This is a genomic window from Sphingobium sp. YR768 (assembly GCF_900111125.1).
Classification (GTDB): domain Bacteria; phylum Pseudomonadota; class Alphaproteobacteria; order Sphingomonadales; family Sphingomonadaceae; genus Sphingobium.
In genome coordinates, this window is the sequence record NZ_FOGE01000002.1 from 389,697 (window position 1) to 414,568 (window position 24,872).

Sequence of the window (24,872 nt, forward strand, 5' to 3'; positions counted from 1 at the left end):
CGACAGGCTCAGGGCGAACGGGGGGAGAGGAAGGCTCTTCTTCATTTCACGTCTCCCGCGCCGATCTGGCCCAGTTCGAAATCGCTGACCGGTCGCAGCTTCGGATTGGCGCTGTCATAGAGGAGCGCGCCGTCGATCCAGACCTTCTCCGGCCGCGTGTAGGTGCTGAAGGGATTGCCGTTCCACAGCACGACATCGGCCATCTTGCCGACCTTCAGGCTGCCGGTCTGTTCGGCAATGCCCATGGCCCGCGCCGGATTGATGGCGAGCCAGGTCCAGGCCAGTTCGTCGGAAATATTGATCCCCATGCGGCGGCCCGCGCCAAGCGCCTTGGCGGCTTCCTGATTGAGGCGCTGAATGCCATCCTGATCGTCGCTATGGACGATGGCGCAGGCGCCGGCCTGCTGCACCAGCGGGATATTTTCCTTGATCCCGTCATAGGCTTCCATCTTGAAGCCATACCAGTCGCCCCACATGGCCGAGCAGATGCCATTGTCGCGCAGCAGATCGGCGATCTTGTAGCTTTCGACCGCATGATGGAAAGCCGCGATCCGGTAGCCGAATTCCTTCGACATATCGATCACGTTCGCCATTTCATCGGCGCGATAGCAATGATTATGGACCAGGATCTTGCCTTCCAGCACGTCCGCCAGCGTTTCCATGCCGAGGTCGCGGGTCTGGTCCTTCCCGGCGGCGCGCTTCTTCTGATATTCGCGCGCCTTGATCCAGGTCTGGCGATCGACCGCGATATTGCCCATGCGGGTCGACGGCTCACGCCCCTTGCCGCCATAGACGCGCTTGGGATTTTCGCCGCACGCCATTTTCAGGCCATAGGGCGCGCCGGGGAATTTCATCCCCTGCTGGGTGCGGGAAGGGACATTCTTGACCGTGACGCTGCGCCCGCCGAACAGATTGCCCGATCCGGGCAGGATCTGGAGCGTGGTGACGCCGCCATTGGCGAGCGCGCGGCCAAAGCCGGGGTCTTGTGGCCAGATGCTATGTTCGGCCCAGACATGGGGCGTCACGGGCGAGGTCATTTCATTGCCGTCCGACAGCGCATCGACGCCGGGCGAGGCATAGACGCCCAGATGGCTGTGAATGTCGATCACGCCCGGCGTCACATATTTGCCGGCGCCGTCGAACACCGCGATATCGGCCGGGATCGGCGTGTCGGGGCCGCCGATGGCGACGATCTTGCCCTCCGACAGGAAGACCACGCCCTTGTCGATGCGGCCGCCTTCCCCATCGAAGATGGTGGCGCCGCGGATCGCCGTGGGGCGACCGGGATAGGGCTTGTAGGTGGAGGGATAGGGATTTTCGGGCTCTGCCGAAGAACCCTGTGCGGCGGACGCCGGTTCATCCTTGTCCCGCTTTGCCGCGAGCGGGCCGGCGCTGCCCGCCAGCAGCGCCGCGATCAGCAGCCATCTGCCGCCAGTCTTCATGCCTTTTCCTCCGAACCGATAAGATCGAGATGCATCATGCGTTTAATCCGGGGCGACACAAGCAGAACCAGCACCCCCACCACGACCGCGAACCAGCCGATTTGGGCATAGACGTCAAGCACTTGGGCAACATTTCCGACTTCGCCGCTGCCCGTCGCGCGGGCGATGAGGCCGGCGATGAAATTGCCCGCCGCCATGGCGAGGAACCATGTGCCCATAACCAGCCCGACCATCGACGATACCGACAGGCGGGTCATGGCGGACAGGCCCACCGGCGAGAAGCAGAGTTCGGCCAGCGTATGGAACAGGTAGATGAGGAAGACGAACAGGACCGGCGTCAGGTTCGCGCCCGCCATCGCCGCACCCGCGACCAGCACCAGAAAGCCCGCGCCGCACAGGATGAGGCCGATGCCGAACTTCGCGGGCGAGGAGGGTTCGAGACGGCGCTTGTCAAGGAAGGTCCACAGCACCGCGAAGAGCGGCGCGAACAGGATGATGAAGACCGAATTGACCGACTGGAACAGCGAGGCGGGAACCTCCCAGCCCAATATGGCGCGGTCGACATTGCGGTCGGTGAATATGTTGAGCGACGATCCGGTCTGTTCGAACAAGCCCCAGAAAAGCGGGTTGAGCGCGATCAGGAAGAGCGCGGCGAACATCCGGTCGCGATCCACCTTCCCCAACGTGCCGAGCGTGCGCCAGAGGATGTAGACGACGGTAAAGGCCGAGAAGGCGAGCAATGCATAACCCAATAGTTCTGCATAGCGGATCACCAGCCAGATGGCGACGACGCCCAGCGCCGCGCCCAGATAGATGGTCCATTCCTGATTAAGACCGGCGGCGGTCGGCGCGCTGAGCGCTTTGGGTGCGGGCGGTTCGCCCTTGCCCAGCAGCCAGGGCCGCAACCAGACGAACATGACGAGGCCGGCGAGCATGCCGACGCCCGCCGCGCCGAAGCCCCAGCTCCAGCCCCAAAGCTCGCCCAGCAGGCCGCAGACGATCGGGCCGAGCATGCCGCCCATGTTGATGCCCATATAGAAGATGGAGAAGGCCGGGTCGCGGCGATGATCGTCGCGGGCGTAGAGTTCGCCCACCAGCACGGAGATATTGGCCTTCAGGAAGCCGGTGCCGACGATGATGCTGGCCAGCGCGAGGTAGAAGCCGTTGAGATAGAGCGGGTCCTGCCCCCCCGGTCCTTCGGTCATAGCGATCAGAAAATGGCCGATGGCGATAAAGACACCGCCCACCAGCACCGACTTGCGCGGCCCCAGGAATCGGTCTGACAGATAGCCGCCGATGACCGGCGTGATGTAAACCAGCGACGTATAGGCGCCGTAGAGAAGATAAGCCTTGTCCTCACCAAAGAGAAAATGTTTGGTGAGGTAGAAAATCAGGATGGCGCGCATCCCGTAATAGCTGAACCGTTCCCACATTTCCGCGAAGAAGAGCAAATATAGCCCGCGCGGATGACCGAGCCAGGTCTTGCCTAACTCGATCGCAATCTTGTCCGAAATCGCCATTCGGCACCCTTTATCACTATCTTGTTTCCGGCCGCCGAGCACGGGGCCGCTTATGGAAACAGCCTAGAGCGGAAGGGTTCGTCCTGTCAAAAGCCCCGCCTGCTCTTGCGCTCGCGGCCGTGCCGCGCCATCTGTCGCTGCGATGTTCAACGACCTCTCCTCACCGCTCGCCCTGCTCCAGACCCGCCGTTCCGGCAAGCCGCGCGATCTGGTCGCCCCCGGCCCGGATGACGCGCAGTTGCGGCAGATACTGGAAGTGGCGCTGCGCACGCCCGACCATGGCAAGCTGGCGCCCTGGCGGTTCGTGATCGTGCCGCAGGACAGGCGCGATGCGCTGGCGGCGCTGCTGGAAGCAGCCTATCGCGCAGAAAAGCCGGAAGCCGGGCGGCTTGAGATCGAGGCGATGCACCAGTTTGCGCAGCAGGCGCCGACTTTGGTGGTGGCGATGTCGAAGCCGGTCGCGGGCAGCAAGATTCCGGTCTGGGAACAGGAATTGTCCGCCGGCGCGTCGATCATGAACCTGCTGCATGCCACCCATGCGCTGGGCTTTGCCGGCGGCTGGCTGACCGGATGGCCCAGCTTCAACGACGATGTGCGCGATGCCTTTGGCGGGGCGGACGAGAAGATCGCCGGATTCGTTTTCATCGGCACGCCGGGCAAGCCGCAGGAAGAGCGTCCTCGGCCAGAATATGACGATATCGTATCGACCTGGGACAGATAATTACACGGACGTAAAGCAATAGGCAATTTCCTAGCTTGACCCCTATGGCTGTATTATGGCACTGATGCACCATGGCCGACGAATCCAAACCCGTCTATCTCCGCCTGCGTGAGATCATTGCCGCCTCCATCCTGGATGGGGATTTTTCCGATGGCGATCTGTTGCCGTCGGTCCGTGCCTTCGCCGCGACGCAGGGCGCCAATCCGCTGACGGTGGCGAAGGCCTATCAGAGCTTTCAGGATGATGGGCTGGTGGTGGTGAAGCGCGGTGTGGGCATGTTCGTGGCCGATGGCGCGACCCGCCGCCTGCGCGAAATGGAGCGCGCGCACTTCATCGAAAATGTCTGGCCGCCGGTCGCGGCGCAGATCCGGCGGCTGGGGCTGCGGATCGACGATCTGGATATGGCTAAGGCTTAGGATAGCCTTGTTCCTGCGAAAACAGGAACCAAGTTCTGGCCTCTCAACTGGGCTCCTGCTTTCGCAGGAGCACTTCATGCCTAAATTCTATAAGGCCGCGAGCGCGTCCATCGCTTCCTGACGGCCGGGGAAGCCGGAGACTGCCGCCGCGCGCGCCAGAGCCAGTTTCGCCTCGCCCTTCCGCCCGGCGGCGGCATAGACCTGCCCCAGATGCAGTTGCAGCGCGGGCGCGTCGGGAGCCAGAGCGACGGCCTTTTCCAGCAGATCGACGGGCACCGGGCCCTTCTCGCCGCTTTTGAACAAGACCCACCCGAACATATCGGCCATCACCGGATTGCCCGGCATCAGGCGATAGGCATGGGCGGCATAGGCGCGGGCGGCGGCGCGATCGCCGCTTTCCAGCGCGGCGCGGGCGAGATCGGCCATCAGCAGCGCGTCATTGTCGCCCAATTGCCCCCGTACGGCGCGCAGCATCCGCAGCGCGGTGCGCCAGTCCTGTGCTTGCGCCGCGACACTGGCGGCAAGACGTTGTGCCTCCACATCATTGGGATTTTGCGAGAGGAAGAGTTGCACCACCTGCCCGGCACGGGCGGGATTGCCAACGCGGCCCCAGGCGGCGGCCAGCCGCAGCGCGGCGTCGCGATCGAAGCGGATATTGCCCGCCGCCTCATAGGCGCGGACGGCCTGTTGCGGCTGACCGGCGGTGGCGAGTGCATCGCCCAGGATCAGCCAGGCGTCGGGCGCACCGGGATTGGCGCGGCTGAGCGCACGGGCGCGGCTAAGTGCCTCCTCCGGCTGACCCGTGCTGAGCAGGGCGCGGATATAGGGGATATTGTCGCGGGCGGTGGCGACACTGGACGGTGGCGACGCAGCCAGCATGGCGTCGCGCGAGTTGGCGAAGGCATCGGTCGCGGGGCGCACTGGCCAGACGGCACGGGCGAGCATATCGGCGGCCATGGCGCGCTCACCCAGCGCCTCCTGCGCGCGGGCGGCCAGCGTCAATATATAGGGATCGGCGTCGCGCTGGGCGACGACCGGGGCGAGCGTGGACGCCGCCGACGCATAATCGCCATTCAGATAATAGGCCCGGCCTAGCAATGTGCGGGCGGTGCGGTTGTCCGGCTGCGCAGCGACCAGTGGCGCCAGCGTATCGGCCGCCAGCACGGCATTGCCATCCTCCATATGCAATATGGCGCGCAGCAATTGGGTCGCGGGCTCCGCGTCCAGTCGTCCCTTGGTGCGATCGAGCAGCTTGCGGGCAAGGTCGCCCTGCCCCGCCCGCGCGGCCATCACCGCCTGAAACATCCATGCGCGCGGATTGGCGGGGTCGAGCGCCAGCAGGCGACGGCTAAGGCTGAGCGCCTTGCTCGCCTGTCCGGCGTCCGCCAGCGTAGCGGCATATTGCTCCAGCGCCGGGACCGAATCCGGGTTCGCGGCCAGCGCCCGGTCGAACCAGGGCAGCGAAGCGATTAGGCCATATTGGGCGCGGACCAGCTCGCCGCGCAGGGCGAGCGCCCGGGCATTGCCGGGCGCCAGCGCCACCGCCCGGTCGGCGGCGACGATGGCGCCTGCCTGATCCCCCATGGCGATGCGGAAGCGGCCGAGATCGATCCAGTTTTCCGGATCATTGGGGGCAAGGGCCAGCGCCTGTTCCAATGCGGTGCGGGCGGCATAGGCGTCGCCCAGCGCCAGAGACGCGCGAGCGATGACACGCGCGGCCGGTACGGCATCGGCTTCGGGCAGATCGGAAGCGCGGGCTTCTCGCAGAGCGCCCTGCATATCCCCTTGCAGGAACAGCGCCTGCGCCATGACGGCACGGGTCTGCGATGCCGTTTGGCCCAGCGCGCGCGCCCGTTCCGCCTCGCCCTGCGCGCCGGAGCCATCGCCCAATTCCGCCAGCGCGCGGGCCTGCGCCGCGCGGACATCGGCGGCGCGCGGATTGGCCTTGATCGCATTCATCAGCTCGACCCGCGCGGTGCGGGCGTCGCCCTTGTCCAGCGCCGCAAGGCCGCGCGTCAGGGCAGCGCTGCCGTCCCGCTCATGCGCGCGCCATTGCCACAGGCCGGCGGCGCCAAGCAGCAGGGCCGCGACGCCCAGAATCAGGATCAGTCGGGTGCGGCGCATCAATTCTGCATCTGATATTGTTTGAGCAGGTCGTAGAGGGTCGGCCGGCTGATCCCCAATATCTTGGCCGCGCCGGAGATATTGCCGTCCGTCCGGGCGATGGCGCGACGGATGGCGCGGCGGTCGGCCATTTCGCGCGCGGCCTTCAGGTTCACGACATCGCCGCCGTCCGCCCGTTCGTCATCCAGATCGAGGTCGGCGGCGGTGATGAGCTTGCCATCGGCCATGATGACGGCGCGCTTCATGCGATTTTCCAGTTCGCGCACATTGCCGGGCCAGGCCCAGGCGTCGAGCGCGGCCAGCGCATCGGGCGCCAGCCCCTTGACCTGCGGGTTCATGTCGCGGGCAAAGCGGCTGAGGAAATGGCGCGCCAGCAGGGCCGGGTCGCCGGGGCGATCGCGCAGCGGCGGAATGCGCACGGTGATTTCAGCGAGGCGATAATAGAGATCTTCGCGGAAGGTGCCGGCGGCGATCATCGCCTCCAGATCCTGATGGGTGGCGCACACGATGCGGGTGTCGACCGCGATCGACTGGCGGCCGCCAATCCGTTCGATCACCCGTTCCTGAAGGAAGCGCAGCAGCTTCACCTGCAACGGTAACGGAATGTCCCCTACCTCGTCCAGGAAGAGCGTGCCGCCCTGCGCCTGTTCAATCTTGCCGGGCGTCATCTTGATCGCGCCGGTGAAAGCGCCCTTTTCATGGCCGAACAGTTCGGATTCGAGCAGGGTTTCGGGGATCGCCGCGCAGTTGATCGCGACGAAGGCACCGGTGCGGCGGGGGCTGGCATCATGCAGGCCCTGCGCCAGCAACTCCTTGCCGGTGCCGCTGGCGCCCAGCAGCAGGACCGAGACATTGGCGCTGGCGACCCGTTCGATGGTGCGGGCGACCTTCATCATCTCCGGCGCGCCGCTGATCAGGCGGCCCAGCACGCGGCCATCCTCCGGCGCGACATCGGCCAGCCGCACATTCTCCCGCTCCAGACCGTGGACGTGGAAGGCGCGGCGAACGATCAGGCCGAGTTCGTCGATATCGACCGGCTTCTGGTAGAAATCATAAGCGCCACCCGCGATCGCATCCAACGCGCTTTCCCGCGCGCCATGGCCGGACGCGACGATGATCTTGGTATCGGGCTTGATCTTCAGCATCTCCGCCAGCGTAGCGAAACCTTCGCTGGTGCCGTCCGGATCGGGCGGCAGGCCAAGGTCGAGCGTCACCACATCGGGCGCTTCCGCCCGCAGCATCTCGATCGCTTCCTCCCGGTCGCCGGCGATGAAGAGCTGATAATCCTCATAGGCCCAGCGCAATTGCCGTTGCAGGCCCGGATCATCCTCCACGATCAGCAATTTGGGGCGGGTGTCGCTCATCAGGCGGCCTTCTCTTTACGATCGGATAGCGGCGCCAGTGGCAGGCGCAGGGTGAAACGGCTGCCGACGCCGGGTTTGCTGTCCACGTCGATGCGGCCGCCCATCGCCTCCGCCAGGCTGCGCGCCTCGAACGCGCCAAGGCCGAAACCGCCGGTCTTGCTGGAGGAAAAGGGTTTGAACAGGTCACGACGGACATATTCGGCGCTCATGCCCTTGCCCCGGTCGATCACCTCGACAATCACGTCCTGCGCATCGGCAGACAGGCGCAGATCGACCGGGCTGCCGGGCGGGCTGGCGTCTATGGCATTTTGCATCAGATGCTGGACGATCTGTTCGACGCGGGCGGGATCGGCCAGCGCCAGCGGGGCGTCTCCACTGACCTGAACGGCATGCTGGCGTGCGCGGGCCTGGGCAAGCTGGACCAGCAGGTCGCGCAGCGGCATGGGCCGGGGTTCTTCGGGCCGCCCCTTATTATGCAGCGACAGGCGGGCGAGCATGTCGTTCATCTTGCCCACCGACTCCTTGAGCGTCAGCAGCATGTCGGCGCGAAATTCGGGATTGTCGGCGTGCCGCTCCGCATTGCGGGAGAGTAGCGACAACTGGCTGACCAGATTCTTGATGTCATGGGCGATGAAGGCGAAGCGGCGGTTGAATTCGTCGAAACGCTGGGCGTCGTCCAGCGCCTGCTGCCCCTGCGCTTCGCTGATATGGGTGGCCGCCTGTCGCCCGGCGGCACGTAGCATGTCGAAATCCTCCCAGTCCAGCCGCCGGTCGACGGGCGGCCGGGCCAGCAGGATAGCCCCGATCAGTCGGCCATAATGGATCAGCGGCACCAGCGCCCAGGCGCGGCGGTCCTGCATCAACCAGTCGGGCAGGTCGAGTGTCCCCTCCCCGCCCTTCAGCCGGGCGAGGTCGACGATCCAGCCGCTCTTCTCCAGCTTGCGGACGATGGCGAACGGCACGGTGCCGACGGCGGCCAGATCGTCATTCCAGTTCCAATGGGTTTCGAAGATCAGGTCGCCGCTGTCGTCGCGCAGCATCAGCATGGCGGCCGGGCTGTCGGTGATGTCGGCCACCGCCTTCGCCACCCGTTCGCCCAGCGGCGCGGCGTCTTCACCGGGGCGGCCGATGGTTTCGCCAAAGCGCATCCACTCGGTGCGATAATCATAGCGATGCTGGAAGAAATGCTTGGCCACCTGCACCCGCCACAGCGCCCGGATGCGGGGCGATGGCAGCAGGACCAGCGCGGTAACGGCGATGAAGAAGACCGCTGCAATCTCCACCAGACGGGCATAGGGTCCGGCGATCAGTTCGATCAGCACCGCGACGGCGACCAGCACCGCGACATAGAGGGCGACCGCCACGATAGAGAGCGACTGGAAGGCGATGGTGCGCGACAGTTGCAGCCGCCCGGCCATCCCCTTGCGCATGCCGATCGCCACTACGGGCACCAGCAGCGCCATCAACAGACCGCGCAGGGCATAAAGTTCGCTGACCCGGTTGGGCGCGAAATAGCAGATGGCGTAGAGATTGAGGTCGTAGGTCCACATCGCCGCCAGAGCGCCGAGCAGCAGGGCGATCCCGCCCCGCTCGCGCGATGGCCAGCCGGTATAGAGCTGATGCACCAGCAGCAGGCAGCCGATGGCCGTCATCATCCGCAAGACCAGCGAGCAGGTCAGCAGCGCGCGATGCAGGTCGCTGTCGACCGGCAGTTGCCGCCAGGTCAGGTCCGTGAAGGTCTGGATCAGGATCAGGCCGGCGACCGCCGCATAGACCGCCGCAATGGCGCCCCGCGCGCCGGTCCGCCCTACCGGTCCGCGGCGCCAGATGGTGAACAGCGCCAGCAGCCAGGCGGCGTTGCGAATGCTTTCGCCGATGCCCGACAGCGGCATCGACACCCCGCCGAAGGAGACATAGAGCGCCCAGCAGGATGTCAGCAGCAGCGCCGCCGCCAGCAGGCGCGGTTCGGGCGCGTCGGCGCGACGGCGCAGCAGGAAGATGCCCAGCGCGGCGAACAGCACCGCCGCCAGAGCATGGCCCCAGTCGCCGACAAATTGGAGGAGCGCGCCCATCGTCCGCTGGCCGTCAGCGTGCGCCGTCGGGCCAGAGCACCACCCGCAGGGTCTGGATCAGGATCAGCAGGTCCAGGAAGGGCGTGTAATTCTTCGCGTAATAAAGGTCATATTCCAGCTTGTGCCGGGCATCCTCGATCGACGCGCCATAGGGATAGTTGATCTGCGCCCAGCCGGTGATGCCGGGCTTCACCATATGGCGTTCCGCATAATAGCGCAGTTGCTGTTCCAGATCCTCGACGAACTGACGGCGTTCGGGGCGTGGACCAACGAAGCTCATCTCCCCCTTCAGCACCGTCCAGGTCTGGGGCAGTTCATCGATGCGCAGTTTGCGCAGCCAGTAGCCAAGGCGGGTGATGCGCGGATCGTCTTTTTCGGCCCATTGCGCCTTGCCGTTGACTTCCGCGTCCAGCCGCATGGTGCGCAGCTTCACGATCCAGAATTCCTGACCGAACAGGCCGACGCGCTGCTGGCGGTAGAAAGCCGGCCCCTTGCTGTCCATCTTCACCAGGATCGCGGCAAGCAGGATGATCGGGCCAGTCAGCGCCAGCAGGATCGAACTGGCGACGATATCGAAGACGCGCTTGGCGATGCTGGACAGGCGGCGGCCGGCGGAAAAACCGTCGGAAAAGATCAGCCAGCTGGGATTGACGCTGGCGAGGTCGACGCGGCCGGTTTCGCGCTCCAGAAAACTGGACAGGTCATTCACATGGACGCCCGTCGTCTTGATGCGCAGCAGGTCCGACATGGGGATGGCGTTGCGCCGTTCCTCCAGCGCCAGCACGACTTCACTGGCGTTCAGCCGCACCACGAAATCGGACAGGTTGAAGACGGCGTCGCGGTTGATCGCCTCCGGGATCACCTGCGGCCCGTCATTCATGGCGATGAAGCCGACGACCAGAAAGCCCGCGCCGCGCTTCTGCTCCAGTTCCTTGATCCGGGCGGCGCGATTGCCCGCGCCCAGCACCACCAATCGTCGCTTGAAGGCTTCCCCGCCGATCATCGATCCCAGCAGCAGGCGCACCAGCACCAGCACGCCCATGGCAAGGCCCATGGCGTAGAGCGAATTGGATCGCCACAGGGTCATACCGGGCAACAGGAAATAGAGGACGGACAGGAAGATGACGCCCAGCGACACGGCGACGAGCAGGCGGGCGAAGGCGAAACGAATCGATTGCAGCGCTTCGGTGCCATAGACGCCGACCGCGATCATGGCGGTCTGAATCGACACGGCGAAGCTGATCAACGGGCCGATGCGGGTGGAAATATGATCGACATCCATACCGATCTGATGCGCGCGCAAGACCCAGCCGACTTCCGCCGCAGCGAGCAGCAGCGCGAAATCGAGCAGGCCCAGCAACAGCACCGCATGCGGCACATAATGTTTGAACAGCCTGATCATCGTCGCACTTATCCCGCTGGCCGCCGGACTGGCGCGCCTTCTGGCGCCGAATCCCCTTACAATCGCTGTAAGATAATCCGACAGTGGGCGCACCCTGCCGGAAAATGGCAAATAAATGCTGAATGACGATCGCGTCCAGCGCGACGAGACGAAATGCTAAAGACGACGCCCCCCTCTTTGTGCGCAGCGCTTGTTAGAGACCGTTAGAAAAATGCGCGAAAGAGCGCATTTTTGTAGCCGCACCGGCCTTCAAACGAGGCACGTGACTCGTTTGAACCCCACCCGACCGCCCACATATGGTACCCTGTTGGGCAGTCGGGTGAGGGCCGGTGCGGATGCGCCAAAGGCGCATTCCCAAACAGACTCTTAGAACGAGATGGCACTGGGGCAATCCAACACCCCCCGTTCGTTTCGAGCCCTTCGACTGCCCGCAGGTCGGGCGCTCAGGATAAACTTCAGACATAGGCTGAAGTCGAGAAACGATCGCGCTGCCCTACCCGCTTCTCGACTTCGCTCGAAGCGAGCGGATCAAGGTAAAGTCATCAGATTCTAATTGTCGTTACGCAGATTATCGGCCGCATTTTTTGCGGCGTCGCCGATGACGCGCGCGGCATTGTCGACCGATCCCGCCGCGCCGGTTATGGCGTCGGCCTGACGGTCGTCGCGTCGATCATTGGTCAGGTAGAAAAAGCCGATCGCCAGAATGAGCGCCAGTGCGACGACGACGAAAATCACGCCGCTGCCGCGCGACGGCTCCGGCGCAGGGCTTTGCGATGCGGGATCACCCTCCCGCAGGACGGGCTTGTCACCCATAGACGCCTCCTTGCATTCCCATAACGGTCAGGACGGCGCGAACGTTCCGTTCAGTCTTCGTCGTGATTATGGCCAAGGCCCCGGCTCAACCGGTCGACGTCATCCATGATTTCGTCGAGCACGGCCGTTTCCGTCGTTTCCTGAGTCCGGCGGGATGGCAGATCGCCACTTTCCAAAATCTGCTCCAGCGCGGCGCGACCACGGGCCACACGGCTCTTGATGGTGCCGACGGCAACGCCGCAAATTTCGGCTGCCTCTTCATAGGCGAAACCACCTGCCCCGACCAGAATCAGCGCTTCGCGCTGAGGCTGAGGCAATTGCAGCAAGGCGCGCTGCATGTCGGACAGTTCGACATGCTTGTCCTGACTGGCCGGTGCGGCAAGGATGCGATCCGCCGTCAGATCATCCCATTCGCCACGAAAGCGCGAACGGCGCATCTGCGAGAGATAATGGTTGCGCAAAATGATGAAGGTCCAGGCCCGCATGTTGGTGCCGGCCTGGAAGCGCGTACGCGCCGCCCATGCCTTCAGCAGAGTTTCCTGCACAAGATCGTCCGCCAGATCGCGATTGCCCGAAAGCGAGCGACCAAAAGCGCGCAGATGCGGAATGACCGAAGCCAGTTCCCGCTTGAAGTCCGAATCAGACAGCGCTGCGCGTTCTTCCACAGCGCCGACATCGCCAACGTCTTCATCCATGGGGTTCATCCCTGTGTCGGCAACCGCCTTCGCCGCATGAATCGACGTCGTCAAAGCCATAAGTGCGCCCGTACCTTAAATCGTTTATCGCCAAAGCCAATTCCCGCGTCCATCGACTAGCGCCAAAGCACCAGCAACATGGCGATGACTGCCAACGTCAGGGAGATGGCAAGCATATAGCGCATCACATGCGGCGTCGCGCCAGCACGTGCATCTTGCGTAGCAATATGCTTTTCCTGCTCGACCATGGTCCTTCTCCCGATCGTTACGCATCATTAACGCAGCGTTCCGATCGGGGTTCCCGATTTTATCGAAAGGCCGCCAATCAGGCGGGGGCCGTCGCTTCGTCGAAGAAGAGCGCCTGCGAAATCGCGGCCTTTACCGTCGATCGCTGGAACGGCTTGGTGATCAGGAAGGTCGGCTCGGGCCGCTCGCCGGTCAGCAACCGCTCCGGGAAGGCGGTGATGAAAATCACCGGCACCGAGAATTCGGCCAAAATATCCTTCACCGCGTCGATGCCGCTGCTGTCGTCGGCCAACTGGATATCGGCCAGCACCAGGCCGGGGCGATCCGCCAGCGCTTCGCGCACCGCATCCTCGCGCGTCACGGCAATCGCAGTGACGTCATGACCCAGATCACGGACGATGGTTTCGATATCCATCGCGATGATCGGTTCATCCTCGATGATCAGCACCTTGGCGCGGGTCTGCGCCTCGATCTCGGTCAGCGCTTCCTCCACCAGCGCCTCGACCTCATCGCTGTCCATCGCGATCAGATAGGAGACATCGTCGATGGTGAAGCCTTCCAGCGCCGTCAGCAACAGAGCCTGACGCGGCAAAGGAGTGAGGCGTGCAAGGCGCGCCTGTGCAATCGCTTCACGATTGCTGCCCGCCGTGGCCGGCAAATCCTCCAGATGGGCGGAGGACCAGATGGCCTGGAAAGTCTTGTAGAGGCCAAGGCGCGGATCGACGTCGCTGGGAAATTCTTCCGGCGCGGCCACGATCGCTTCCAGGGCGGCACGTACATAGGCGTCGCCATGCGCCTGGCTGCCCGTGAGGGCGCGGGCATAGCGCCGCAAAAACGGAAGATGGGGGTGCAGTTGCTGTCCAAGCGACATCGTCAAATCGTCTCCCTGCCCAAATCGGGCATATTGTCCCGAAGCATCGGCGTAGCAGGAAGGATGGAATGTCCATGCCGCATTGGCAAGCCCCCGTCCCCCCTTCGCCGACCGTGAAACGGGCAGCGTAAAAAATGCTTCGGATTGCGGAACCATCGACCGCTCGATTTGTTTCGCACCCATATGGTTTTTTTGGCGATATCGCGATTTTCCTGTGAAGGTCGCCCGCCAACGAATTGACGACTTGAAAGAATCCCGCGAAACGGGATGTCTGACATGGTAAATGTGGCTGCTTAGAGGGGCTGATTTTGGTTTCTTCAACGACGGATCGAGACGTGGCCGATGACAGCAACAATGCCGGCATTGGTACGCCCGAGGATCAAGTGAAGGACGCGCCTGCCTCCCGCAAGCGCCGCACGACGCCTGCTGCGGCCAAGGAAGACGCGCATGTATCTCAAGTATTGCGGACCGTATATGAGCGCGCGGTGAACGAAGATATTCCGTCGGAAATGCTGGATCTTCTGAACAAGTTGGACTGAGATTATCATGATGAAGGGCAGCCTTCCTCCGGCAGCCCGCTCCCTGATCGAGCCTCTGCTGCTGTATTTCCGGTCCACCGGCGTCAAGATGTTCCTCATCCTGACGTTGGCGCTTCTGCCGCTTGGTGTTATCGCCCTCGTCACTTCGCTTCAGGCGATCCGTACTGCCGATCTCGAAAAGGAGGCGTTGCTGCGTGTCGCGGTGACGCAGAGCGCCCGCAAACTGACGGCCGATCTTCAGGCGGACCGCACGGCGCTGGAACTCACCGTCAACGCCATCGCCAATCATGCAGCCGATCCCGGCATGTGCGGGCGGCTGGCCTTCTTCCTGTCTTCTCATGACACAGATGGCGCCCGCTTCTATATTTATGACAGGGCGGGCAGGCGGCTGTGCAAGTCCGACGATGACGAGCCGGCCGGGATAGCGCCCGGCGCCCGCTTCGATCGACCGATCGCCCAATTGCTGCCGACCTCGCAATATGTGGTCAGCCGGGTGCGCAGCCATGACGGTCAGGTGGCCGGGCTCGCTTATTATTCCCGCATGCATCTGGAAAGCATCGCCGATCCCGCCACCGCGCTTCAGAACCGGCAACTCACGCTGCGTCAGGGTGACGTCAAACTGATCGTCAGCCGATCAGGCAGTGCGGCGATGGGGCATATGGCCAGTCTTTCCGCCCGGCTCGATCCGCCTGACATCATCCTGACCATGTCGGTGCGTGATCCCCCCGCCACGGTGGCGCGGCTATTGTCGCTGTCCCTGCCGCTGGTCATGTGGTTCGCCGCGGCGGCGATTGGCTGGTTCGTGGTCAATCGCCTGCTCATTCGCCCGCTGGTGTTGCTGCGCCGGGTGGTCGCCGCCTATCAGCCGGGCGAAGTGCTGGAGCCTATGCAGAGGGTGCGCACCCCCGCGCAGGAGATCGTTGCACTGGGCGAAACCTTCCGCGAGATCAGCGAAGATGTCGCCACGCATGAGGCGGAGATGGCCGAAGGACTCGACACGCAGCGCAAATTGACGCGCGAGGTGCATCACCGGGTCAAGAACAACCTGCAAATCATCGCCAGCCTGATCAGCCTGCATGCGCGATCCGCCCATGAAGCGGAAGCGATCGAGGCCTATGCCTCCATCCAGCGCCGGGTCGATGCCCTGTCGGTCGTCCATCGCAATCATTTTGCGGAGCTGGAGGAAAATCGCGGCGTCGGCGTGCGGCCGCTGATCAGCGAATTGTCGGCCAGCCTGCGCGGCACCGCGCCAGCCAAGGCGCGCCGCTTCGCGATCCAGATCGAAAGCGACAATCTGCACATCAGTCAGGATGTGGCCGTGCCGATCGCCTTCCTGATCACCGAACTGGTGGAACTGGCGATGATGATGGCGCCGCACAGTATGATGCGCATTTCCGTGCATCAGGATGAGGCCCGGCCTGATCGCGCCCTGCTGGTCATGCAGTCGCGTGGACTGATGACGTCCGAAGAGATGACCAGTCGACTGGGCGAACGCTATGGCCGGGTGCTGACCGGCCTGTCGCGCCAGTTGCGATCACCGCTGGACCATGATGGCGACGCCGGCCGATACGCCATCGCTATCACCGTCATTCCCTGATCGCCGTCAGAGTTTGTTTGGAGAAGCGCCTCTGGTGCAGTTCTTGAAATGCGCTCTTTCACGCATTTCCAAGCAAGCGCTCAGACCCGCTGATAGTCGCGGCGGAAATCGGCCGTGAAGGCCGAGAGCGTGCCCGCCGCGATATTGTCGCGCAGGCCCTGCATCAGTTCCTGATAGAAGTGGATATTATGCTGGGTCATCAGCATGGCGCCCAGCATTTCGCCCGCCTTCACCAGATGGTGCAGATAGGCGCGGCTCCAGGTCGCACAGACCGGGCAGCCGCAGCGCGGATCGATCGGCCCAAGATCCTCGTTAAACTTGGCGTTGCGGATGTTGAGTGGACCGGCCCAGGTGAACGCCTGCCCGTTGCGGCCCGACCGGGTCGGCAGCACGCAATCGAACATATCGATGCCGCGCTCGACCGCACCGACGATATCATCCGGCTTGCCCACGCCCATCAGATAGCGGGGCTTGTCCTGCGGCAGCATGTCGGGCGCGAAGTCGAGCGTGGCGAACATCGCCTCCTGCCCCTCGCCCACCGCAAGGCCACCCACGGCATAACCGTCGAAACCCACCTCGATCAGCTTTTCGGCCGATATACGACGCAGATTTTCGTCCAGCGATCCCTGCTGGATGCCGAACAGGGCCGCCCGTTCCGCATGGTCGCCACCGGAGTCGAAGCCGTCGCGCGAGCGCTTGGCCCAGCGCATCGAGCGCTCCATCGACTTTGCCGCCTCGTCATGGGTGCAGCCATTTTTGGTGCATTCGTCGAACGCCATGACGATGTCGCTGTCCAGCAGGCGCTGGATTTCCATCGACCGTTCGGGAGTCAGCATATGCTTCGACCCGTCGATATGGCTGGAGAAGGCGACACCCTCCTCGCTCATCTTGGTGAGCGCGGAAAGGCTCATCACCTGATAGCCGCCGCTGTCGGTCAGGATCGGCCGATCCCAGCCCATGAAGCCGTGCAGGCCGCCAAGGCGCGCCATGCGTTCCGCGCCGGGGCGCAGCATCAGATGATAGGTGTTGCCCAATATGATGTCGGCGCCGGTCGCGCGGACTTCGGCCGGGCGCATCGCCTTCACAGTGGCGGCGGTGCCCACGGGCATGAAGGCGGGCGTGCGGATTTCGCCGCGCTTCATCTGAATCGCGCCAGTGCGTGCCTTGCCGTCGGTGGCGCTGATGGAAAAGGAAAAACGGGGTCTGGTCATGCGCCGCGCTCTAGGGATGAACGCGCCCATGTACAAGGATTAGCAGGGGTCAGCGAGCCTTGCGAAGCCCCTCCAGCAATAGCATCGCGTCGATATTAAACCCTTCCACCCGGCGATAGGGACCGATGAAGCGCAGGCAGTCGGCAGACAGACGCAGCGGCCATGGGTCACCCTGCGCATCATGCAGGGCCAGGGTCACGCGATGGGAGGAGGAACGCGGATCAATCATGCCCTTGAGACTAATTCGCAAAGGTTAACAAAGGCCTGCATGGTAAATTTTACATTTGCAAAACAGAGGCGTTTGTGACTTTCCCGCCACAGAACACCCGCTTCCTTCCGTTTTTGGGCGACCTCAATGCAACAGTGATGACCAAAAATGGTTAACGGCCTATCAATATATGGCCGGTTGATTGCATCCTGCCGACCAGCCTGATCTGTTCATGCAGAATAGGAAAACGGGGTCGCACATGATTGATTCAGGACGTTTTAGTCCCACGGGACGAGAATATGACACGGCATCCGAAGAGCCGTTCTCATCAGCTGATGATGTGCCTTTCGACGCTACGGAAACCCAGCCCGCCGCATTGGCCGGCCAGTCGAAAATGTTCGATCTGGGCCAGATCGACGTGCAATGGGATGCGCCACTGGAAACCCTCTGGGCATTCATGGCGCCGCAGGAACGGCCGAATTTCTCCATGGCGATGCTGCGGGACGTGCGCAGTTGGTATGTGGAGAGCAAGCGGCTGTTCGACGCTGGCCAGTTGCCGATCAAATATCTGGTCGCCGGCTCCCGCTTTCCGGGCGTTTTCAATCTCGGCGGCGATCTGGAACTGTTCGCCGGCTGTATCGAGCGCGGCGACCTGCCCGGGCTGATCGACTATGGCCATGCCTGTATCGACGTGGTCAACCGCACCTGGCGCAATGGCGACATGCCGGTCGTATCCATCGCGCTGGCACAGGGTGATGCGCTGGGCGGCGGGTTCGAAGCGCTGCTCTGCTTCGACATCGTGGTCGCCGAGCGCAGCGCGCGATTCGGCCTGCCCGAAATGCTGTTCGGCCTGTTCCCCGGCATGGGCGCCTATTCCATTCTGGCCCGCAAGCTGGGCCGTCTGATGGCCGAGCGCATGATCCTGTCCGGCAAGGTCTACAGCGCCGAGGAAATGTATGATCTGGGCATCGTCCACCGGCTGGTGGAGGATGGCGAAGGCGAAGCGGCGGTCCGGGATTATATCAGCAGCACGCGGCCGCATCATTCGGGCCATGTCGGCGTGTTTCAGGCGGGCCGCCGGGTCGATCCTCTGGATTATGAGGAACTGAAGGACATTGTCGAAAATTGGGCGGCATCGGCCGTCAAGATCGACCTGAAGGATATGCGGATGATGCGTCGGCTGGCATCCGCACAGACGCGCCTTACGCGCTGATCCACCCTATTGCAGCGGCGCTTCAGGCGAGGCGCCGCTGACGGATAAGGCCGACCATGTCGTGCCCGTCCGACCGCATCTGCGCCATCAGTTCCAGCAGCGCGTCGGCCGGCATCGGCCTGGCCAGCACGAACCCCTGAACATTGGTGAAGCCAACTTCGCGGGCATAGCGTAGCTGCTCTTCCGTCTCGATCCCTTCGGCCACCGTTTCGACGTCCAGCGAATGGGCGAGATAGGCGACGGACTGGGCGATGGCGCGATCGCGGGGATTTTCGCCCACGCCGCGCATGAAGCTCTGATCGACCTTGATCGTGTCGAAGGCGTGGGACCGCAGCGAACCGAGCGACGAATAGCCGGTCCCAAAATCGTCCAGCGCCAACCGCAGGCCGATCCGGCGCATTTCCGCCAGAATCAGATGGGTGCGGCCATCATCTTCCAGGAAGGTGGATTCGGTGACTTCCAGTTCCAGCCGACGCGCGCGCATCCCGGCCTTCAGCAGCGCGGCCATGACAGACCGCGAAAGCCCGTCGCTCTTGATGAGCGCGGGCGAAATATTGACGGCGACGCGGATATCCTCGTCCCACTCCATGGCGTCCTGACAGGCCCGTTCCAGCGCCCATGTCGTGATCGGCTCGATCAGCGAACTGCTTTCCGCGATCGGGATGAATTCACCGGGCGAGATCGATCCCAGCCGGGGATGGTGCCAGCGCATCAGCGCTTCGCAGATGACGATGCGGCCCGTCTCGCTGTTGAAGATCGGCTGATAATGCAGCCGCAGGTCGCCATTGGCGAGCGCCGCACGCAGCCCCATTTCCAGTTCATAGATGCGGTTCTGCCGCTCCTTCATCGACCAGTCGAAGCGGCTGTGACGGTTACGCCCGCCATGCTTGGCCTGATAGAGCGCGAGGTCCGCATGCTGGAGCAGTTCGTCGCTGCCACGGCCGTCAGCGGGAGCCACGGCGATGCCCATCGAAGCGGTGACGTTCAACGAATAACCGCCGGCTTCGAATTCGACGGAAAATTCCTGCATCACGTCCGACGCGACAGCGTCAGCGACGACACGGTCGGCATAGGGACAGATGATGATGAATTCGTCCCCACCAAAGCGTGAGACATGGCCGCGCCCGTCCAGCGCGCGGGTTACGCGCTCCGCCACCTGGCACAGCAACTGATCGCCCACGATATGGCCGAGCGAATCGTTGATTTCCTTGAAGCGGTCGAGATCCATCCACAGGATCGCCATCGCTTCATTATCGGATTGCCGCTGTTCGAACAGATCGCGCAACCGCATCTGCATCGCCATGCGGTTTTCGACGCCGGTCAGGCTGTCGAAACGGGCCAGCTTTTCGAACTTCTGCGCCAACATCGCCTTTTCATTCTTGGCGAGCAGCGCCTGCAACACGATGCGGTGCGTCGTCTTGGTGATTTCCGCCATGGCGAAGATCATCAGGAAGCAGAGCACACCCAATATGGTATAGCCAAGCCCCCCCGCCAGGATCAGGCCCAGCGATGTCGGCAGCAATGAAAAGCAGGTCTGTCCTACCGCGACATGGACCCGCCCGGCATTGCGGCCGGAAATGCCGCCGGCATAGGAGGCCACCATGCCCACGCTCAGCACATGCAGGCTGGCCGTGTGGGTCATCGTCAGCGTGGCGAAGGCATGCAGTCCGAGCAGCGCAGCATAAATCCATGCGCCCGCTTCATAGGCGGCGCCCCAGATCGGGCTGGCCAGATCATCCTTGTGCGCCAGTTGCCGCTGGAAATAGACGGCGGAAATCGACCGACTGATCCCGACGAGCAGGATCAGCACAGAAATGACGATGATGGGCGTCAGACGCGCTGAATAGGCGACGACCAGACCCAGCGAACCACCGGAAATCGCACCGCTGAGCAGGGAGGCCGGCGACGCATAAAGCGCCTTGACGAGATTGTCCTTCACCTCAGCGCTTTGCTGGGTCGCTGGCGCGAAGCGCGCGCGCAGCTTAGCGCGCAGGAAGTGGAGTGGCCGGGACACGTCTTGTGCCTTATCGGCGACCAGCATTGCCATTTGGTAAACGGTGCATTGGCAATCGGGCGCTTCAGCCTTCATATCGCTACGGAATCCGAGCCGGCAGGCAGGACGTTGCGATAATATTGTCGTGCGCGAAACGACATGATAGGCCGCGCTCTCCCGTCCCAATGACATATCAGAGGAGCCGCGCCATTCATCCGCTCGACCATCCGATCTGGCATAGCCTGGCGCATGGCTGGTCCGCGCTGGCGCAAGGCGATGATCTGGCCCGGCGGATCGATCCGCTTCATGGGCCGTTCGGGGCGGCAGCGGATGATAGCGATGCCAGTCGCCGATCACTCGCCGCACTGACGCCGCCGGACGATGAACTATGGCTGCTTGGCCCCGATGCGATCGTCGCACCGCCGGGCTTGACGGTGGCGCGTACCGCAATGCTGGCGCAGATGGTTGCGCCGACCATCACCCCGGCTAAAGCCGCGCCGCCCGCATGGTCGGTGCTGGGCGAAGCGGATGCCGCCGACATGCTGGAGCTGGCGCTGCTGACCAAGCCCGGCCCTTTCCGGTCGCATACCCACAGGCTGGGCCGGTTCATCGGTATGCGGGTGGAGGGCAGGTTGATCGCCATGGCGGGCGAGCGGATGCGGATGCCGGGCTTTACCGAGGTCAGCGGTGTCTGCACCCATCCCGACTGGCGCGGTCGCGGCATTGCCGGCGCGCTGATGCGGGTGGTGATGCAGGCGATGCTTGATCGGGGCGAGACGCCCTTCCTCCATGCCTATGCGGCCCATGACAAGACGATCGCTCTGTACCGGACATTGGGGTTCGAGGTGCGGGCGGAATTGCCGATGATGGTGGTGACGGAGCCGCGCGACTGATCGCAGGGCTCTTCCGCTTAACTTCGCATATTTCCCGCGAATTCTGACATAATATTACAGCAGCGCGATCCTATCGGAAAGCCGGGTGGCGAGACGCCCTTCCTCCATGCCTATGCGGCCCATGACAAGACGATCGCTCTGTACCGGACATTGGGGTTCGAGGTGCGGGCGGAATTGCCGATGATGGTGGTGACGGAGCCGCGCGACTGATCGCAGGGCTCTTCCGCTTAACTTCGCATATTTCCCGCGAATTCTGACATAATATTACAGCAGCGCGATCCTATCGGAAAGCCGGGTGATGAAGATGACGATGGGAAAGAGCCGTTGTCGCTTATCCCATCCGCGCGCCTGATAGGACAGGATTGCGCGGATGGAATAATATGATCCGTTCGTCCTGAGCTTGTCGAAGGACGTCGCGCGTTCTTCGACAAGCTCAGGACGAACGGAGTTTGCTGGACCGACCTAACGTCATCCGGCGCCAACGGCATCCCACGAAAAAGGCCGGTGGATCGCTCCACCGGCCTCTTCATTCCGATATGGAAGGCAGGACTTCTTTGAAGTCGCGATCGAACCGCGGGTGAGCGATGCCCACCCGCTACGATCGCTTTTAGAAGTCCATGCCGCCCATGCCGCCCATGCCGCCGGGCATGCCGGCCGGGGCGGGCTTGTCTTCGGGCAGTTCCGAGATGGCGGCTTCGGTGGTGATCAGCAGACCAGCAACCGAGGCAGCGTTCTGGAGCGCGGTGCGCACGACCTTGGTCGGGTCGATGACGCCAGCGGCGACGAGGTTTTCATAGGTGTCGGTCGCAGCGTTGAAGCCGAACGAGGTGTCGTCCTGATCGAGCAGCTTGCCCGACACGACGGCGCCGTCCTGACCGGCGTTGCTGGCGATCTGGCGAACCAGAGCGGTCAGCGACTTGCGGACGATGTCGATGCCGCGGGTCTGGTCGTCGTTGATGCCGGTGACGCCGTCGAGAACCTTGGTCGCATACAGCAGCGCGGTGCCGCCACCGGGGACGATGCCTTCTTCGACGGCTGCGCGCGTGGCGTGCAGGGCGTCGTCAACGCGGTCCTTGCGTTCCTTGACTTCGACTTCCGTCGCGCCGCCAACCTTGATGACGGCCACGCCGCCAGCGAGCTTCGCCAGACGTTCCTGAAGCTTTTCACGGTCATAGTCCGAAGTGGTAACTTCGATCTGTGCACGGATCTGCTCGGTACGGCCCTTGATCGAGTCGGCTTCACCGGCGCCATCGACGATGGTGGTGTTGTCCTTGTCGATGGTGACGCGCTTGGCGGTGCCCAGCATGCCCAGGGTCACGGATTCCAGCTTGATGCCGAGGTCTTCCGAGATCACTTCGCCCTTGGTCAGGACGGCGATGTCTTCCAGCATGGCCTTGCGCCGGTCGCCGAAGCCAGGCGCCTTGACCGCAGCAACCTTCAGGCCGCCGCGCAGCTTGTTGACGACCAGGGTCGCCAGCGCTTCGCCTTCGATGTCTTCCGCGATGATCAGCAGCGGACGGCCCGACTGAACGACGGCTTCCAGGATGGGAAGGATCGACTGAAGGTTCGACAGCTTCTTTTCGTGGATCAGGATGTACGGATCAGCCAGCTCGACGGCCATCTTTTCCGGGTTGGTGATGAAGTAGGGCGACAGGTAGCCGCGGTCGAACTGCATGCCTTCCACGACGTCCAGTTCGAAGTCGAGACCCTTGGCCTCTTCCACGGTGATGACGCCTTCCTTGCCGACCTTTTCCATGGCTTCGGCGATCTTTTCGCCGACTTCACGGTCGCCGTTGGCGGAGATGATGCCGACCTGAGCGACTTCGGCCGAACCCGAAACCGGCTTCGAACGCGACTTGATGTCTTCGACGACCTTGACGACGGCGAGGTCGATACCACGCTTCAGGTCCATCGGGTTCATGCCGGCGGCAACCGACTTCATGCCTTCGCGCACGATGGCCTGGGCCAGAACGGTCGCGGTGGTGGTGCCGTCACCGGCGATGTCGTTGGTCTTCGAAGCAACTTCGCGGACCATCTGGGCGCCCATATTCTCGAACTTGTCCTTCAGTTCGATTTCCTTGGCGACCGAAACACCGTCCTTGGTGATGCGGGGCGCGCCGAAGCTCTTGTCGATGACGACGTTGCGGCCCTTGGGGCCCAAAGTCACCTTGACCGCGTCGGCCAGAATGTCGACGCCGCGCAGGATGCGCTCACGAGCGTCACGCGAAAACTTTACGTCCTTCGCTGCCATGATCTAATTCCTCTGTCTTGAGAATTGCAAAATTTGCGAAGTTCACACCGTTGCAGGTGTCGGAATTCCGCCAGAAACTGAAATCGATACCCGGTTCGCAGCTTTACGCGACGATGCCGAGGATATCGCTTTCCTTCATGATCAGCAGGTCTTCACCGTCGACCTTGACTTCGGTGCCGGACCACTTGCCGAACAGCACGCGATCGCCGGCCTTGACGTCCAGCGGCGTGACCTTGCCATCTTCGGCCTTCGAGCCGGTGCCGACGGAGACAATTTCGCCTTCCTGCGGCTTTTCCTTGGCGGTGTCGGGGATGATGATGCCACCGGCCGTCTTCGCTTCCGCTTCAATGCGGCGAACGAGAACGCGGTCGTGCAACGGACGAAATGCCATGTTGATTGCCTTTCCCTAGCGTCTGGGGAGGGGGTGGGCGCACGGGAACCGGGGTCGCGCCCCGAAATGCCCTGTCCGCCTGTCCGTCTCCCGATGAACTCTTCTTTGTTAGCACTCATCGGATGAGAGTGCTAGCGGCATGCATATGGAAAAGTCGTTCCGCCGGTCAAGGGCCTGAGCGCGGAAAAATTTTCGCCGGGCCGGGGCGACCATCCGTCGCGCGCCGCCATAGGCCCCCTGCCCCCACCCGTCCTCGCCAACGCGATGGATTGCGCGGATATTGCGGTTGTTCCTTATATATGTCGCTTCGGGAATCTTTCATGACAGGCGCATCGCCCGCGCGCGAGGCGGGTTGATCCGGCATAATCGATACAGGAGCCAAGAGGATGCCCTACGCCACGATCATCGCCGCCGTCGACGTCAACAGCCCCGATCTGGCCCGTGCCGCCATCGCTGCGGCAGCGCAGGCCGCCGGGACGCAGGCGGTCGTCCATATCCTCTATGTCCGCTATTATTTGCCGACCCGCTATTCAGACTTGCTGGCCAGCGATTTCGACGAGCGGGAGGAAGAGGATGCCCTGTCCGACATGCAGACATGGGCGAAGGAAGCGGGGCTGGAACCGGCCCGCACCCAGATATTCACCCGGCGCGGGCGGGTGCGCGACGAAGTGCTGATCGAGGCGGAACGGCGCAAGGCCGACCTGATCGTGCTGGCGTCGCACCAGCCTTCGCTCACGTCGCGGCTGCTCGGCTCCAATGCATCGGCCATCGTGCATATGGCGCCGGTCAGCGTGCTGGTCGTCAGGGTGGATGGGAAATAATCATGGATCGATAAGCGCTGCTCGGTTGCGGGTGGATGCCCCCTTTCCTACCTGCGGGGGCATCCATTC

Annotated in this window: 22 protein-coding genes and 1 pseudogene; 8 read left to right on the top strand and 15 right to left on the bottom strand. The window is 63.2% G+C overall.

What is annotated here, in order from left to right:
• Positions 1–41: 41 nt before the first annotated feature.
• Together BMX92_RS04265 and BMX92_RS04270 are read right to left on the bottom strand one after the other, a co-directional pair.
• Positions 42–1,442 carry an amidohydrolase gene (locus tag BMX92_RS04265; protein ID WP_093012342.1) on the bottom strand — a complete coding sequence of 467 codons (1,401 nt, stop codon included), beginning with the start codon at positions 1,440–1,442 and terminating at the stop codon, positions 42–44.
• Entirely contained in the window at positions 1,439–2,962 is a 1,524-nt protein-coding gene (locus tag BMX92_RS04270) for a peptide MFS transporter (protein WP_093012345.1), read from the bottom strand. Before BMX92_RS04270 ends, BMX92_RS04265 begins: the two co-directional genes overlap by 4 nt.
• Before the next feature lie 142 nt (positions 2,963–3,104).
• On the opposite strand from BMX92_RS04270, the gene BMX92_RS04275 reads away from it, so the two are divergent.
• Positions 3,105–3,683: a nitroreductase family protein gene (locus BMX92_RS04275; RefSeq protein WP_093012348.1), complete on the top strand. Its 579-nt coding sequence runs from the start codon at positions 3,105–3,107 to the stop codon at positions 3,681–3,683.
• Between the two features lie 71 nt (positions 3,684–3,754).
• Complete coding sequence (locus BMX92_RS04280; protein ID WP_093012351.1) at positions 3,755–4,099, top strand: GntR family transcriptional regulator; 345 nt, start codon at positions 3,755–3,757, stop codon at positions 4,097–4,099.
• Between the two features lie 87 nt (positions 4,100–4,186).
• Here BMX92_RS04280 and BMX92_RS04285 read toward each other — a convergent pair whose 3' ends face one another.
• From BMX92_RS04285 to BMX92_RS04315, 8 genes are all read right to left on the bottom strand, one after another.
• A complete protein-coding gene (locus BMX92_RS04285) occupies positions 4,187–6,223 on the bottom strand; it encodes a tetratricopeptide repeat protein (RefSeq protein WP_093012354.1) in 2,037 nt (678 codons plus the stop codon).
• Positions 6,223–7,587 (bottom strand): PEP-CTERM-box response regulator transcription factor, encoded by a 1,365-nt coding sequence (gene prsR / locus BMX92_RS04290; RefSeq protein WP_093012357.1) that lies wholly within the window; start codon positions 7,585–7,587, stop codon positions 6,223–6,225. Before prsR ends, BMX92_RS04285 begins: the two co-directional genes overlap by 1 nt.
• Positions 7,587–9,659, bottom strand: a complete 2,073-nt coding sequence (prsK, locus tag BMX92_RS04295; RefSeq protein WP_093012360.1) for an XrtA/PEP-CTERM system histidine kinase PrsK — start codon at positions 9,657–9,659, stop codon at positions 7,587–7,589. Before prsK ends, prsR begins: the two co-directional genes overlap by 1 nt.
• A gap of 13 nt (positions 9,660–9,672) precedes the next feature.
• Complete coding sequence (locus BMX92_RS04300) at positions 9,673–11,061, bottom strand: TIGR03013 family XrtA/PEP-CTERM system glycosyltransferase (protein WP_093012363.1); 1,389 nt, start codon at positions 11,059–11,061, stop codon at positions 9,673–9,675.
• Positions 11,062–11,610: 549 nt separating this feature from the next.
• Complete coding sequence (locus BMX92_RS04305; RefSeq protein ID WP_093012366.1) at positions 11,611–11,874, bottom strand: hypothetical protein; 264 nt, start codon at positions 11,872–11,874, stop codon at positions 11,611–11,613.
• 50 nt (positions 11,875–11,924) lie between these two features.
• Positions 11,925–12,569 carry a sigma-70 family RNA polymerase sigma factor gene (locus tag BMX92_RS04310; protein WP_093012650.1) on the bottom strand — a complete coding sequence of 215 codons (645 nt, stop codon included), beginning with the start codon at positions 12,567–12,569 and terminating at the stop codon, positions 11,925–11,927.
• Positions 12,570–12,685: 116 nt separating this feature from the next.
• Complete coding sequence (locus tag BMX92_RS27875) at positions 12,686–12,817, bottom strand: hypothetical protein (protein ID WP_256213263.1); 132 nt, start codon at positions 12,815–12,817, stop codon at positions 12,686–12,688.
• A 77-nt stretch (positions 12,818–12,894) separates the two neighbouring features.
• The gene (locus BMX92_RS04315; RefSeq protein WP_093012653.1) at positions 12,895–13,686 is read right to left on the bottom strand and encodes a response regulator; all 792 of its coding nucleotides are present in this window, start codon (positions 13,684–13,686) and stop codon (positions 12,895–12,897) included.
• A 335-nt stretch (positions 13,687–14,021) separates the two neighbouring features.
• Here BMX92_RS04315 and BMX92_RS04320 point away from each other — a divergent pair, with 335 nt between their 5' ends.
• The gene (locus tag BMX92_RS04320) at positions 14,022–14,225 is read left to right on the top strand and encodes a NepR family anti-sigma factor (protein WP_093012369.1); all 204 of its coding nucleotides are present in this window, start codon (positions 14,022–14,024) and stop codon (positions 14,223–14,225) included.
• An 88-nt stretch (positions 14,226–14,313) separates the two neighbouring features.
• Entirely contained in the window at positions 14,314–15,822 is a 1,509-nt protein-coding gene (locus BMX92_RS04325) for a sensor histidine kinase (RefSeq protein ID WP_093012656.1), read from the top strand.
• An 80-nt stretch (positions 15,823–15,902) separates the two neighbouring features.
• Here the strand turns inward: BMX92_RS04325 and tgt are convergent, their stop codons facing one another.
• A complete protein-coding gene (tgt, locus tag BMX92_RS04330) occupies positions 15,903–17,033 on the bottom strand; it encodes a tRNA guanosine(34) transglycosylase Tgt (RefSeq protein ID WP_093012372.1) in 1,131 nt (376 codons plus the stop codon).
• A gap of 49 nt (positions 17,034–17,082) precedes the next feature.
• Positions 17,083–17,262: a hypothetical protein gene (locus tag BMX92_RS04335; RefSeq protein WP_093012374.1), complete on the bottom strand. Its 180-nt coding sequence runs from the start codon at positions 17,260–17,262 to the stop codon at positions 17,083–17,085.
• Between the two features lie 373 nt (positions 17,263–17,635).
• Between BMX92_RS04335 and BMX92_RS04340 the strand changes: the two genes are divergently transcribed.
• Positions 17,636–18,454: a crotonase/enoyl-CoA hydratase family protein gene (locus BMX92_RS04340; protein ID WP_256213276.1), complete on the top strand. Its 819-nt coding sequence runs from the start codon at positions 17,636–17,638 to the stop codon at positions 18,452–18,454.
• Between the two features lie 22 nt (positions 18,455–18,476).
• Here the strand turns inward: BMX92_RS04340 and BMX92_RS04345 are convergent, their stop codons facing one another.
• Complete coding sequence (locus tag BMX92_RS04345) at positions 18,477–20,468, bottom strand: putative bifunctional diguanylate cyclase/phosphodiesterase (protein ID WP_093012659.1); 1,992 nt, start codon at positions 20,466–20,468, stop codon at positions 18,477–18,479.
• A gap of 164 nt (positions 20,469–20,632) precedes the next feature.
• Between BMX92_RS04345 and BMX92_RS04350 the strand changes: the two genes are divergently transcribed.
• Both BMX92_RS04350 and BMX92_RS28345 read left to right on the top strand, forming a co-directional pair.
• Positions 20,633–21,340 (top strand): GNAT family N-acetyltransferase, encoded by a 708-nt coding sequence (locus BMX92_RS04350; RefSeq protein ID WP_256213265.1) that lies wholly within the window; start codon positions 20,633–20,635, stop codon positions 21,338–21,340.
• Between the two features lie 87 nt (positions 21,341–21,427).
• Positions 21,428–21,550 (top strand): annotated as a pseudogene (locus BMX92_RS28345) (GNAT family N-acetyltransferase); the annotation flags it as partial.
• Positions 21,551–21,947: 397 nt separating this feature from the next.
• Here BMX92_RS28345 and groL read toward each other — a convergent pair.
• Positions 21,948–23,591 carry a chaperonin GroEL gene (gene groL / locus BMX92_RS04355; protein ID WP_093012380.1) on the bottom strand — a complete coding sequence of 548 codons (1,644 nt, stop codon included), beginning with the start codon at positions 23,589–23,591 and terminating at the stop codon, positions 21,948–21,950.
• 103 nt (positions 23,592–23,694) lie between these two features.
• Entirely contained in the window at positions 23,695–23,982 is a 288-nt protein-coding gene (groES, locus tag BMX92_RS04360; protein ID WP_093012383.1) for a co-chaperone GroES, read from the bottom strand.
• A gap of 386 nt (positions 23,983–24,368) precedes the next feature.
• Between groES and BMX92_RS04365 the strand changes: the two genes are divergently transcribed.
• A complete protein-coding gene (locus BMX92_RS04365; RefSeq protein ID WP_093012386.1) occupies positions 24,369–24,803 on the top strand; it encodes a universal stress protein in 435 nt (144 codons plus the stop codon).
• Positions 24,804–24,872: the final 69 nt, after the last annotated feature.

What these genes read in the sequence shown, in the direction of transcription:
- BMX92_RS04265 (WP_093012342.1), bottom strand. Translation starts at nt 1,442, where the DNA reads ATGAAGACTGGCGGCAGATGGCTGCTGATCGCGGCGCTGCTGGCGGGC.
- BMX92_RS04270 (WP_093012345.1), bottom strand. Translation starts at nt 2,962, where the DNA reads ATGGCGATTTCGGACAAGATTGCGATCGAGTTAGGCAAGACCTGGCTC.
- BMX92_RS04275 (WP_093012348.1), top strand. Translation starts at nt 3,105, where the DNA reads ATGTTCAACGACCTCTCCTCACCGCTCGCCCTGCTCCAGACCCGCCGT.
- BMX92_RS04280 (WP_093012351.1), top strand. Translation starts at nt 3,755, where the DNA reads ATGGCCGACGAATCCAAACCCGTCTATCTCCGCCTGCGTGAGATCATT.
- BMX92_RS04285 (WP_093012354.1), bottom strand. Translation starts at nt 6,223, where the DNA reads ATGCGCCGCACCCGACTGATCCTGATTCTGGGCGTCGCGGCCCTGCTG.
- prsR (WP_093012357.1), bottom strand. Translation starts at nt 7,587, where the DNA reads ATGAGCGACACCCGCCCCAAATTGCTGATCGTGGAGGATGATCCGGGC.
- prsK (WP_093012360.1), bottom strand. Translation starts at nt 9,659, where the DNA reads ATGGGCGCGCTCCTCCAATTTGTCGGCGACTGGGGCCATGCTCTGGCG.
- BMX92_RS04300 (WP_093012363.1), bottom strand. Translation starts at nt 11,061, where the DNA reads ATGATCAGGCTGTTCAAACATTATGTGCCGCATGCGGTGCTGTTGCTG.
- BMX92_RS04305 (WP_093012366.1), bottom strand. Translation starts at nt 11,874, where the DNA reads ATGGGTGACAAGCCCGTCCTGCGGGAGGGTGATCCCGCATCGCAAAGC.
- BMX92_RS04310 (WP_093012650.1), bottom strand. Translation starts at nt 12,569, where the DNA reads ATGGATGAAGACGTTGGCGATGTCGGCGCTGTGGAAGAACGCGCAGCG.
- BMX92_RS27875 (WP_256213263.1), bottom strand. Translation starts at nt 12,817, where the DNA reads ATGGTCGAGCAGGAAAAGCATATTGCTACGCAAGATGCACGTGCTGGC.
- BMX92_RS04315 (WP_093012653.1), bottom strand. Translation starts at nt 13,686, where the DNA reads ATGTCGCTTGGACAGCAACTGCACCCCCATCTTCCGTTTTTGCGGCGC.
- BMX92_RS04325 (WP_093012656.1), top strand. Translation starts at nt 14,314, where the DNA reads ATGTTCCTCATCCTGACGTTGGCGCTTCTGCCGCTTGGTGTTATCGCC.
- tgt (WP_093012372.1), bottom strand. Translation starts at nt 17,033, where the DNA reads ATGACCAGACCCCGTTTTTCCTTTTCCATCAGCGCCACCGACGGCAAG.
- BMX92_RS04335 (WP_093012374.1), bottom strand. Translation starts at nt 17,262, where the DNA reads ATGATTGATCCGCGTTCCTCCTCCCATCGCGTGACCCTGGCCCTGCAT.
- BMX92_RS04340 (WP_256213276.1), top strand. Translation starts at nt 17,636, where the DNA reads ATGTTCGATCTGGGCCAGATCGACGTGCAATGGGATGCGCCACTGGAA.
- BMX92_RS04350 (WP_256213265.1), top strand. Translation starts at nt 20,633, where the DNA reads ATGACATATCAGAGGAGCCGCGCCATTCATCCGCTCGACCATCCGATC.
- groL (WP_093012380.1), bottom strand. Translation starts at nt 23,591, where the DNA reads ATGGCAGCGAAGGACGTAAAGTTTTCGCGTGACGCTCGTGAGCGCATC.
- groES (WP_093012383.1), bottom strand. Translation starts at nt 23,982, where the DNA reads ATGGCATTTCGTCCGTTGCACGACCGCGTTCTCGTTCGCCGCATTGAA.
- BMX92_RS04365 (WP_093012386.1), top strand. Translation starts at nt 24,369, where the DNA reads ATGCCCTACGCCACGATCATCGCCGCCGTCGACGTCAACAGCCCCGAT.